At 45.8% G+C, this 12,186-nt stretch carries 9 protein-coding genes; 2 read left to right on the top strand and 7 right to left on the bottom strand.

What is annotated here, in order from left to right; genetic code table 11:
- Positions 1–45 precede the first annotated feature (45 nt).
- Genes B7P33_RS04885 through B7P33_RS04865 form a run of 5 tightly spaced genes read right to left on the bottom strand, consistent with a single transcriptional unit; the run spans position 46 to position 3,638 of the window.
- A complete protein-coding gene (locus tag B7P33_RS04885) occupies positions 46–1,578 on the bottom strand; it encodes a DUF4301 family protein (RefSeq protein WP_097440858.1) in 1,533 nt (510 codons plus the stop codon).
- The gene (locus B7P33_RS04880) at positions 1,575–2,141 is read right to left on the bottom strand and encodes an AAA family ATPase (RefSeq protein ID WP_097440857.1); all 567 of its coding nucleotides are present in this window, start codon (positions 2,139–2,141) and stop codon (positions 1,575–1,577) included. Before B7P33_RS04880 ends, B7P33_RS04885 begins: the two co-directional genes overlap by 4 nt.
- Positions 2,096–2,734 carry a nicotinamide riboside transporter PnuC gene (pnuC, locus tag B7P33_RS04875; RefSeq protein ID WP_097440856.1) on the bottom strand — a complete coding sequence of 213 codons (639 nt, stop codon included), beginning with the start codon at positions 2,732–2,734 and terminating at the stop codon, positions 2,096–2,098. The genes B7P33_RS04880 and pnuC overlap by 46 nt, the downstream gene beginning before the upstream one ends.
- Complete coding sequence (locus B7P33_RS04870; protein WP_097440855.1) at positions 2,718–2,978, bottom strand: YkoF family thiamine-binding protein; 261 nt, start codon at positions 2,976–2,978, stop codon at positions 2,718–2,720. The genes pnuC and B7P33_RS04870 overlap by 17 nt, the downstream gene beginning before the upstream one ends.
- An 18-nt stretch (positions 2,979–2,996) precedes the next feature.
- Positions 2,997–3,638, bottom strand: coding sequence for a 4'-phosphopantetheinyl transferase family protein (locus B7P33_RS04865; protein WP_097440854.1), 642 nt, complete (start codon positions 3,636–3,638; stop codon positions 2,997–2,999).
- A 74-nt stretch (positions 3,639–3,712) separates the two neighbouring features.
- Between B7P33_RS04865 and ahcY the strand changes: the two genes are divergently transcribed.
- Positions 3,713–5,029 (top strand): adenosylhomocysteinase, encoded by a 1,317-nt coding sequence (gene ahcY, locus B7P33_RS04860; protein WP_097440853.1) that lies wholly within the window; start codon positions 3,713–3,715, stop codon positions 5,027–5,029.
- A 210-nt stretch (positions 5,030–5,239) separates the two neighbouring features.
- Positions 5,240–6,022 carry a 3-keto-disaccharide hydrolase gene (locus B7P33_RS04855; protein ID WP_097440852.1) on the top strand — a complete coding sequence of 261 codons (783 nt, stop codon included), beginning with the start codon at positions 5,240–5,242 and terminating at the stop codon, positions 6,020–6,022.
- On the opposite strand, the gene B7P33_RS04850 is transcribed toward B7P33_RS04855, so the two are convergent.
- A complete protein-coding gene (locus B7P33_RS04850; RefSeq protein WP_097440851.1) occupies positions 6,019–8,841 on the bottom strand; it encodes a hypothetical protein in 2,823 nt (940 codons plus the stop codon). The two genes, B7P33_RS04855 and B7P33_RS04850, sit on opposite strands and share 4 nt — an antisense overlap.
- A gap of 299 nt (positions 8,842–9,140) precedes the next feature.
- Positions 9,141–11,975 (bottom strand): beta strand repeat-containing protein, encoded by a 2,835-nt coding sequence (locus B7P33_RS04845; protein WP_172435859.1) that lies wholly within the window; start codon positions 11,973–11,975, stop codon positions 9,141–9,143.
- Between the last annotated feature and the right edge of the window lie 211 nt (positions 11,976–12,186).

The following is a 12,186-nucleotide window of genomic DNA, read 5'->3' as shown; positions in this document are numbered from 1 at the left end:
TGAATCGGGGCGGCATAAGGGTTATTTTGTTGTATTACAGTGGGTTTAATCGGCCTGGTGTGCCGGTTTTAATAGGTCGTTAACCGTCTTGACCGGATTAAAGGTCAGTAGGGGTACTTCTACGAAAATGGTGTTCCAAAAGGCCATGGCACCATTCCATAACCCGGGTAATTCCAGGGCTTTTAACGATTTTCCGGCTTTGGTCTTTTCGGTAATAAAACCTTGTTCGTGGTCTACAAACTGCATCAGGTCGTATTTTTCGCCTTTGTGGTTACGAATACCACAGACCAGATCTACCGGGTTAAAATGGGTGGCATTTTGCAAGATGGCATACTGACCGGCATTGGAACTATCGATTTGTGCAGATTCTATGATCTGCAAAGATACTTGTCCGTTTTCCTTTTCGATCCAAAAGGGTCCACCACCGGGCTCCCCTTCATTTTTAACCATGCCGCACACCCGAATAGGGCGGTTGAGCATTTTGCCAATGAATTCGAGTTGGTTGCTTTTTCCCCAAACCTTAAAGCCATCGGGCAGGCAAACGTTGAGTTCATCAGTAATAAACCGGATAAGGGTTTCAAGATCTGCATTTTCGCCCTTTTCCAACAGGGTAGCATAATCGAATGCCTTTTGTTGTAGCAGAAGGAGGTGTGCGGCCAGTATTTTTTTTGAACGTGCCATGGCATCCGACTTCCCGTCTACCATTACGTTGTCAATGTTTTTGATAAAAACGATATCGGCATCTTGTTCGTTCAAGTTCTCGATCAAGGCACCATGCCCTCCCGGGCGGAACAACAAGCTGCCATCAGGATTTTGAAATGGGGTATTGTCCATATTCACCGCTAAGGTATCGGTGGACGGTTTTTGAAAAGAGTACCCGATTTGAAATTTCGTATTCGTTTGTTCCCCAATCTTTTTTGAGGCTGATCGCTCTTCGGCCTCAAATCCACTTTGATGCTGGGGCGAGATCGTAAAATGCACAGACGCCTGTCCTTTTGAGGCACTATAATGCACCGCTTCCTTTAGGTGTTCTTCAAAAGGGGTTACCGATTCGGTCTTATACTGATGAAAGGGTAATAGCCCTTTTGGAAGTTGGCCAAAGTCCAAACCATTTTCTAATAACATTTCAGCAACGAAGGCCTGGGCGTTTTGATCTGGGCTCAAGTTTTTAGCAGCCAATTTATCTTGAATGGTTCCGTAAAACGGAAATCGTTCCCATCCGTCGAAAAAGGCTTTCATGGCCGTATCCCCGCTTCGATCGAGATAGGCCTCCAAGTTTTCTTGTTCTGGGTCGAAGGCCTCCAAGAAATTAAAACAGGCCTTGAACATACGTGATGCGGCCCCAGAGGCGGGTACGAACTTTAACAAGGCTTTGTTTTGGGCCTCCGTGTCGAAAAAATGGACCAAATCCTGCTCTTCGTTTTCCGTGAACCTAAGGATACCTTCGCCGACCGTAGCTGCGGCTTTTAAATTAACAAAGGGTATGCCTTTGGTAAAGGTATCGATCTGTTGTTGTACCTTTTCTTGGGAAATACCTTTCTGTTTCAGCTGCTGAAGTTGGTCGGGGGTCAGGTTCATGGATTTTGGAGTAATTGGTCAATATGTTCTACTGCGGTTTGTAGGCGTGTTTTTTTATCGCCTTTCAAAAAAACGTATTCTTTGCCGTATTTGTCTAAAGTGTCTTTGAAATACGCAAACATTCGTTCACGTTCATTGGGCTTGTCGCGTAGGTCGTCTTTTTCCCAGGGCACATCTATATAGGTCAAAAAATAAAGATCATAGCTGTTGGCCAAGGCATACTTTTCCAACAAGGGATCGCAGTGCCCTAAATAATAAGCTTCCGAGTAGACTTTGGTCTCCAAGAGGTCGGTATCACAGATCAGGACATCGGTGGCTTTTTTGGCCAATTCGTTCTCTAAGCGTATCTGGCCTTCGGCAATGGGTAAAAGATCTTCGGGCTGACAGGTTTGGCGTTCGTTGTTCCATTTGTCTTGTAGGTACTCCCGGGCATATTCCGGTACCCAAACCGAATTGTAATGCCGGGCCAATTGCTCGGAAAGTGTGGTCTTACCCGTCGATTCTGGCCCGAACAGCACTACTTTAATAAGGTCTGAGGGCTCTTGTTTAAATTTTTCTTCCATGCTTTATAGCCGTAAATGGCGATTATGGTGAAAAAAAAGTATTGGAATCCCGTAAAGATCAATCCCTTGTAAAAATACAACGGAACGGAGATAATATCACCAATGATCCAATAGGTCCAGTTTTCAAGTTTCTTTTTGGCCATTAACCACATGCCAACAAAAAAGATGGCCGTGGTAACCACATCGGTATAGGCGGTCCAGCTATCGAATTTGTCAAAGGCGATATACACCCCGCATACCAAGATAATGGTAGCTACGAATAGCAGCACTGACCATTTTTTTTCTTTGGGGGTGGTCTTGGTTATGGGTATAAAGTGAGTGTCGTCTACCTTACGGGTCCAAACGTACCAACCATAAATGCTCATGCTAAAATAATAGGCATTGATCATCATATCGCCCAAAAGGCCGTATACCAATAAGATATATACAAAAATAGAAGTGCTGATAATACCGGTGGGGTACACCAATATGTTTTCCTTTTTAGAGAACCAGACACTTAAAAAACCAAAGAGTACCCCGATCATTTCCAATACGATCAAATGGGTCGGCGTGTCGTTGTACTGCGAAAAAATCCAATCAAAAATGTGGGGCATAGTCGCTGCGATCCGATTTAACGATTTTCATATATAAAAGTCCTTTGTCCATAAGTTCAAAGGCTTCCTTGATTTCGGTCTGTAACAGGGTCATAACCTGATCATAATCGCCATAAACCTGGGTAGCCAAGGGATTTTCGAGTACGGTTAGCCCCGATTCGCGTAGCTTTTTGATAAAATGGATGATTGGCGGTTCAAAGTCGTCTTGCAACGGACTCAAGGTGAGTTCCACGGATATGTTCATAGGGGGATTAAATATAGATCAACCGGCTTCCTTTAGTGCATAGGCACAAGTATAGCCATCGAATTCAAAAAAATGTACCTGAAAATCGTATTCTTCGCCCTGATGCCTCACCACGGCCGTGCTTTCGTTGTCTTTGGACAAAGAAAAATCATGTACGTTCATATGCTTTAAAAAGCTTAACCCTTTAATGCCACATATTTTATACAACGATTCTTTTATACCCCAAACCATGGTAAGTTTCCGGATCAAGGCATCGGAATTGGCCAAGGTTCGGTACTCTTTTATGGGGGTGAACTTATGGGCGATCTTTAAAATCTTTTCGCGCTGGCGCTCGATGTCTATACCTACTTCAACGGTATCGCTTACGATGATCCCGGTATAATTCAAGGCGTGGGTAATACTAATAAAACGACCGTCTTTAAGATGGGGTTTCCCAAAATCGTCATAAAAAACATCGGTATCGGTATAACCTGCTTTGGCAAATAAGTGCCGTATACTTAGAAAGCCTTTGCGATGTACTTCAGATAACATACCCTCGTATCGGGTCTGACAATGGGGGGTGAGCGTAATACCCTGGGCCAAATCGGCCTCGCTTTCCTCGATCTTCCAGATATAGGCCCGAATCCCGTCGGCAATGTCAATCGTTCGATAGAGCCCCATAATACACAATGAATTAGTAACTTTGCAGCCCCAAGGCCGACAAAGGTTTTGGATAACTATACAAAGATACAGAAATGAGCACGAAAGCAGTAGACTACGTTCCGTATAAAGTGAAGGATATCAGTTTGGCCGAATGGGGCCGAAAGGAAATTACCTTGGCCGAGGCCGAAATGCCCGGACTTATGAGCCTACGTGAAGAATACAAAGATAGCCAGCCCCTAAAAGGTGCCCGTATTGCCGGTTGTTTGCATATGACCATACAGACCGCGGTATTGATCGAGACCTTGGTGGCCCTAGGTGCCGAGGTTACCTGGAGTAGCTGTAATATATTTTCGACCCAAGACCAGGCCGCTGCCGCCATTGCCGCTGCCGGAATTCCGGTTTATGCTTGGAAGGGGATGACCGAAGAAGAATTCGATTGGTGTATAGAACAGACCCTTTTCTTTGGCGAGGATCGTAAACCTTTGAACCTGATCTTGGACGATGGGGGCGATCTTACCAATATGGTGTTGGACCAATACCCAGAATTGGCCGCCGGAATCAATGGGTTAAGTGAAGAGACCACCACCGGGGTACACCGTTTGTACGAGCGTATGAAAAACGGTACCCTGCCCATGCCTGCCATTAATGTAAACGATTCGGTGACCAAGTCTAAATTCGACAATAAGTACGGTTGTCGCGAAAGTGCCGTAGACGCCATTCGTAGGGCCACCGATGTCATGTTGGCCGGTAAACGTGTCGTGGTCTGTGGTTATGGCGATGTGGGTAAAGGTACGGCCGCTTCGTTCCGCGGAGCCGGATCTATAGTAACCATTACCGAGATCGATCCCATCTGTGCCCTACAGGCTGCTATGGACGGATTTGAGGTAAAACGTTTGGAGAGCGTGGTAGACAAGGCCGATGTGGTAATCACCACCACCGGAAACAAGGATATCGTTCGTGGCGAACATTTCGAGGCCATGAAGGACAAGACCATTGTTTGTAATATCGGGCATTTTGACAACGAGATCGATATGGCATGGTTAAACGGTAACCATGGCGATAGCAAAGTAGAGATCAAGCCCCAAGTAGATAAGTATACCGTAAATGGTAAAGACATCATTATCTTGGCCGAAGGTCGTTTGGTAAACCTAGGTTGTGCCACGGGCCACCCTAGTTTTGTAATGAGTAATTCATTTACCAACCAAACTTTGGCCCAGATCGAGCTGTGGACCAATAGGGAGGCCTATAACAATGAGGTGTATATGTTACCAAAACATTTAGATGAAAAGGTAGCTAAACTGCATTTGGCCAAAATAGGGGTAGAGCTTACCGAATTGCGCGAAGACCAGGCCGAATATATCGGTGTAACCGTACAAGGGCCATTTAAACCGGAGTATTATCGTTACTAAGACGAAAGAGAAAAGAACATAGGAAATAGATTGGGCCCTCGGATTTTTCCGGGGGCTTTTGTTTTGGGCGCCCACCCGCCCGCCCCGCCCAAAACAATACAACACCGTATTTTCATATTAATGGAGCTATTTGAAAAGGTATTGGGTGGGGTCCATTTTGCCCCCTCCCAGATTTAGCGCATCTTTGAAAAGAACCAAACCTTTTTTAAAATGCGTAAGTACTTTAGCTTAGTTTGTTTGTTGGGCCTGTTAAGCTGCGGAAGCCATAAACCTTCTTCCGATGGCTGGATCGACCTCTTCAACGGAAAAAACCTGGACAACTGGACGGTTAAAATCCACCATTATGAAACCGGTGATAATTTTGGTGATACTTTTAGGGTAGAAGATGGTGTGATCCAAGTACGCTACGATAAATACGAGGGCGATTTTAACCAACGCTATGGGCATTTGTACTACGATACGCCTTATGCCAATTACCATTTGGAACTCGAATATCGCTTTGTGGGTGAATGGGAGTCTACCGCACCTAGCTATACGTTGCTTAACAGCGGACTCATGTTCCATTCCCAAGACCCGCGTACCATGCCCAAGGAGCAAGATTGGCCCATTTCGGTAGAGATGCAGTTTTTGGCGGGAATAGAACCGGGCAAGCCTAGGCCTACGGGCAATATGTGTTCCCCGGGTACCGATGTGGTTTTCGAGGGTAAAAAAGACCCGCGGCATTGTATCAATTCTTCCAGTGAGACCTATTATGGCGAGCAATGGGTAAAAGCCGAATTAATCGTTTACAACGACTCCTTGATTACCCATAAAATAAATGGAGAAACGGTTTTGGAGTATACCAAACCGAGTATTGGCGGTGGTGTGGCCAATCGTTTCGATCCCAAAATGAAAATCGATGGAACCCCCTTGAAAGCTGGCTTTATCGCCTTGCAATCCGAAGGGCAGCCCATCGACTTTAGGAATATTCGATTGAAGGAGTTAAACCCCTAGTTTTTTACCGCCATTTTCTTAGTGTCGATTCGTTTGCCATCTACTACCAAAGTACAAAGGTAGATTCCGGAGGCCAGTCGTTCATTAAAATTGATTTCGCCCATACCTCCGGGTACCAAGGTCTTTTTAGATACTACCGAACCATTGATTTGACTGATAATCAGTTCGGCCCTTCTTGCTTTTTCGGGGACAAAATATTTGATTAAGGTTTCGTGCCCGAAGGGGTTGGGAATGTTTTGATATAAGGTGGCTTCGGTTGGGTTTTTACCATTGTTGGATCCTGAACCTGAACCGTTCGAACATGCACAATCTTCCAAGGCGGCTACCCGGGTCAGTAACTCGTTCAAGCTATTTTGTAATGCCGAAATGGTCTGTTGTTGTTGGTTGTTTTGGGCGATTAAGGCAGCTGTTAGGCTACTTAAATCTACCGAAACCGAATTGCCGTTTTCTATACCGATTGTTAAGGTTTGGTCGGATAAAGAGGCATTGCTCAAATTTTGATCGTCGGTAGCTAAACCATTTTGCAGGCTGCTTAAATCTATACTGTTACCGCCACTAATATTCAATTGGCTACCCGACAGACTTAAGGTTTGGGCATCGGTATTGTCTTTATATACCGAAAGGTCAATGCTACCCCCATTTTCCAAGCTCAGTTGGTCGGCCGTTAATTGTAGTTGTTGGTCGTCTGTACCGGTACCGTCTTGTAAGATTGATAAATCGACCGTATTTCCGTTGGCTATGCTTAGATCGGTACCGGCCAGACTTAATTGTTGGGTATCGGTATTGTCTTTGTAAACCGAAAGATCAATGCTGCCGCCGTTTTCCAAGCTCAGTTGGTCGGCACTCAGTTGTAATTGTTGGTCGTCGGAACCGGTTCCATCTTGTAAAACCGATAGATCGACTGTATTTCCATTGGCGATGCTTAGATTGGTGCCAGCCAAACTTAATTGTTGGGCATCTGTATTATCTAAATAAACGGAAAGGTCTACGGTGCCCGTATGGCCCGAAATACCTAAAGTGTTCCCACTAAAGCTTAAGGCTTGGTTATCGGTATTGTCAAGGTATTGCCCCAAATCTACCGTAGTGCTACTCCCAGAAATAGATAGGGTGTTTGTGGTTAAGGAAAGGTACTGGGAGTCGGTATTATCTAAATACGGACTTAAATCCACTGTTTTTTTAGGCTCATTATCCTTCTTAATGGATATTTCCAGTAGGTCGTTTTCGATACGGAGCGTGTCTATTTGAGTATTCCCGGATACAATGGTTCCCCATTCGGTACCATCCCAAGCTTGTAGGGCCTGGTCATCGGTATCATAAACGAGTAGCCCCGCCTCGGTAGGGGTTAGGTCGGCTTCCAAGGTGGCCCGTTGGGCATTGGTCAAACGGTTGATTAGAAACCCTTTGTCGGTATCGGCCAAATCTACCGAGGCCCTGAGGTTAGGGGTGTTGGTTCCCACACCAACGCTAAGGGGGTGGGCTGCCCCACCCAAAACCATGGTATGGGCCACGCTGGCTTCGGCCTCTTGACCTATGGCAATACTGTTTTTGGCTGAGGTCTTGGCCAAGTGGCCTAGAGCTATGCCCAAGCTGTCGAGAACTTGGGCATTGGCGCCCAGAGCAATTCCTTGTATACCTTGTACCAAGGTATTTGACCCCAGGGCCAGCCCGTTCTCTTTTTCTATTTTGGTTTGGTACCCGATTCCGATACTGTAGGCGCCGTCAATATCGGCGAGGTAACCGATACCTGTTCTATAGTTGTCGTTGGCTTGTGTTTGTGACCCATACCCGATACTGATATCGCCATCTTTTTTGGTACGGCTTAAACTACCAATGGTTATGGCCTGGTTATAATCGGTATGTGCATCGTAACCTATTACCACAGCATCATTTCTACCGCTATAGGTTGATCCAACGCGAGAATTGGCTCCAATAAGTACATTTCGTTCGTTTCCACTATTTCCAGATGAAGAAAAATCGGCACTGGCTCCGATAACTACATTGTCAAAACCAACACGATTGGTGGCTCCGGCCTTAAACCCTAGGTAGGTGTTGTTGTTGGACTTAGTCGTTTGATTGGTCCGGTTGTTGTCGTAACCCGCCCTAAATCCTACAAAGGTATTATTGCTGGTATGTTCGGTGGCCGCACCAGCGGCCTGGCCAATAAAGGTATTATAGCGGCCTGTACCTACATCGGTTCCGGCAGAATCACCTACAAAAGTATTTCGATAGCCCGTGGTTAGATCGTAACCGGCTTCATTTCCTATGGCAGTATTTCGGTAACCCGATGTTAAATTGTACCCAGCTGAACTACCTACGGCAGTATTATCAGATCCCAGTGCTGGATTACTGCTTGTGATGCTATAGCCGGAAGCCCCGGCTTTATGCCCAATATAGGTATTGTCATCTCCGGTTGTTACCCGCATACCTGCCCGTTCACCAATAAAAGTATTGTCGCCACCATCGGAGTTATGGTAACCGGCTTCGGTGCCCACAAATACATTGTCACCATCGTGATTGTGCATTCCGGCCCGGGTTCCTATGATAACATTGTCCCAACCATCTTCGGAAAGGGCGGCGGCGTTGGTGCCTATGATTACAAAATCACTGTCGTCACTGAGTTTGCTGCCTGCCCGGTATCCCAAGAATACATTCTCACTACCCGAAGTGGTCGCGTAACCTGAAGAATCGGCAATAAAGGTGTTCCTGTCTCCAGTTGTATTCGATTCGCCAGCGGCATTTCCGGCATGGTAATTATTACTCTGAGCTTGGATCCCTATGCTAAAACAAAGTAGGGCCAGCGGTAACAATATGTGTTTCATATGATTTGGTTTGAACTTTTTCTTACAGAATAAATGGGTCTGTAATTTTTAATCATGGGAAACTACGTTGAGGGACAAACCATCATGAAAAAATTGTTGTAAAATCCGTTGGAAAAGTTGTGAAGAAACACCCAAAAAGGCTAAAAACAGAGGGTTTGTAAGATAAAACCCTATTGGAGAAGAGCCTAAATCCCAAAGAAGATGTAAAACGACAAAAGGCCGTGTTTCAGAACGAAAAACGGCCTCTTAATTTTTGATGGAACAATTGCGATGCTAGACTTACGACCTTACCATGGCCCTTATCTTTTTACCGCCATTTTTAAGCTGTCTATTCGTTTTCCGTCGACTACCAAGGTACATATGTATATACCTGTAGCCAGTCGTTCATTAAAGTTGATTGCCCCCATGCCTTGAGGTACTATGACCTTTTTGGAAACCACGGAACCGTTTACCTGACTGATAACCAATTCGGCCCTTTTTGAGGTCTCCGGAACGTAGAATTCAATTACCGTTTGCTGTCCGAACGGATTCGGACTGTTTTTGAACAGGGTGGGGCCGTTTGGGGTTTTGCCACTGCCCGAACCGGGGTCGTTTTCGCATGCACAGGCTTCTAAGGCGGTTACGCGGGCCAATAGGGCATCCAAGTGGTTTTGTAATTCGGTTATGGTTTGCTGTTGGGCATCGATCAATGTTTGTTGTTGGGTGTTTTGGTCTACCAAAGCTTCGGTAAGTCCGCTTAAATTTACCGAAACCGAATTCCCGTTTTCGATACCGATGTTCAAGGTCTGACCGGATAGTGTGGCCCCGCTCAAATTTTGGTCGTCGGTGGCCGAACCATTCTGTAAACTGCTTAAATCAATGCTGTTGCCGCCACTGATGCTAAGGTTGGCCCCGGTCAGGGTCAAGGTTTGATCGTCGCTGTCATCCAAATAAACCGATAGGTCTACACTGCCCCCATCTTCCAAGCTCAACTGGTTTCCGACAAGACTTAATACTTGGTCATCGGTACCACTGCCACCACTGCCTTGCAGACTACTTAGATCAACCGAATTACCACCACTAATACTGAGATTAGCTCCGGTTAACGTAAGGTTTTGTGAATCGGTATTGTCGGCATAGGCCGAAAGATCTACCGTTGAGGTAGTGCCCGAAATGGAAAGGGTATGGGCGTTCAAGGCCAAGCTTTGGTCGTCGGTATTGTCCAAAAAGGCAGATAAATCCACATTTCCGCCATCTTCAAGAGTCAATTGGGAGCCGTTGAGACTCAATACTTGGTCATCGGTACCGCTACCCCCGCCGCCTTGCAGGCTACTTAGGTCTACCGTATTACCACCACTTATACTAAGGTTGGCACCGGTTAAGGTTAAGGTCTGCGAATCGGTATTGTCGGCATAGGCCGAAAGGTCTATGGTAGTCGCATTACCAGAAATGGAAAGTGTATGGGCGTTCAAGGCTAAGGCCTGGGCATCGGTATTGTCTAAATATGGGGTTAAATCTACCGTTTTGGCAGTTTGCCCATCACCTTGAAGCGACAATTCCAATATATCATTATTCAGTCGAAAAGTATCTACCACCACGGTGCCACTTTTCATGTTTTCCCAATCCGCACCGTTCCATAGCATTAATAGGCTATCGTCGGTATTGTACAATAACATGCCCGCTTCCGTTACCCCTAGGTCGGTTTCCATGGCGGTACGTTCGGCATTCGTAAGCCTATTGACCAAAAAGCCTTTGTCTACATCGGCCAAGTCTAAAGAGGCTTTGGTATTGGGGGCATCGGTACCAATACCCACGCTCAGGGGTTGATTGGCCCCACCTAATAGCATAGTGTTTTCTGCAGTAGTCTGGGCCGCATACCCAATAGCGATACTATTGTTGAACATAGCCCGGGCGTAAGCGCCTATGGCCATGGTACGATTCCCTTCCACCATGGTTTGATACCCTATGGCCATTTTATGGGTTCCCGTACTATTGGCATGGGCATCATTCCCAATGACCATATCGTAATCGCTTCGGGCTTCTGATAAATTCCCGACAACCATATTGCTGTTACGGCCTATCACAGCATTGTAGCCAATGACCAAACCATTGTTAATCCCCGTAATGGTGGAAGTGCCAATACGTGCCCCTGAACCAATAAGAATGTTTCGTTGGTTGGTTGGGTTTCCTGTGTTGGCCCCATTAGCAGTAAAATTGGCATTGGCGCCAATGACCACGTTATCGGCCCCTTCCCTGTTGTTCTCTCCTGCCATATACCCCAAGTAGGTATTTCTGGAAGCTCTTGTTGCCGAATTGGTATTGGTACTATTATTGTATTCACCCGCCCTTGTCCCCACAAAGGTGTTTTGGGAAGTGTAACGGGTACGGTAACCGGCCCTTAGGCCTAAAAAAGTGTTTTCTTCCCCAGTAGAAACATAGTACCCGGCATTTTCCCCGATCATAGTATTGTTGTTTCCGGTAGTTAAGGAGTAACCCGAATCGTTTCCTACGGCCGTATTTCTAAAGCCCGTAGTGTTTTGGGCTCCGGATGTTCTGCCGACGAAGGTGTTGTTGTAACCTGTTGTATTATTATGACCCGCATCTTCTCCAATAAATACATTTCTACTGCCGGTAAGGTTATTTTCGCCTGCTTCTTCCCCAACAAATACATTATCATTACCTGAGGTATTGTCCTGGCCTGCCTCGGTACCTATAAATACGTTGTCGAGCCCTATGTTGTTTTGCCCGGCTCTGGCACCTATGATAACCGCATCGCCACCTCCTGTCCCAGTTTCACCGGCCTCGGACCCAATAATTACTTGATCTCCACTGGAGTTGGAATAGGAGTAACCGGCCTTATAGCCGAAAAACACATTGAAGCGACCCGTAGTGTTGGAATAGCCAGATGAGTCGCCAACAAAGGTGTTGTATGGACCGGTATTGTTGGCTCCAGCACCATCGCCGGTTTTACTGATGCCCACTTGGGCCGAGGAAATAAAGCTAAGATGCCCGATAAAAACAAATAGTAGAAATCGTTTCATAATGGTAGGGTAGTTTGGTTTGGTGGCGCTTAATGGAGCACTTTTTCTTAAAATTAGGCCATACAAGGCTACCCCAATACGTAAAGTAGTATTGAGCAAGCTGATTGCTGACAAAGGTTTTGGGAGACAGTTCTATAGGTTGTTACACCTTGCGTGTCAATAGGATGAAAAAAGCATTACATAGTTGTGCCGTTAAATTCGAGGCGAATCTACTACACAACGTCTCATATAAGAACGAAACTTGTATAACAGGAAGCTTCTATTGTAAAACTTGCTGTTTTTTAAGTGATAAATGGCAAAATATGGCAGTTTGTGGGTTTATGCC

This window comes from Sediminicola luteus, assembly GCF_002514735.1.
In the GTDB taxonomy this organism is placed as follows: Bacteria; Bacteroidota; Bacteroidia; order Flavobacteriales; family Flavobacteriaceae; genus HQA918.
Note: the sequence above shows the minus strand (reverse complement) of the source record. Positions and strands in the feature narration are given on the sequence as shown.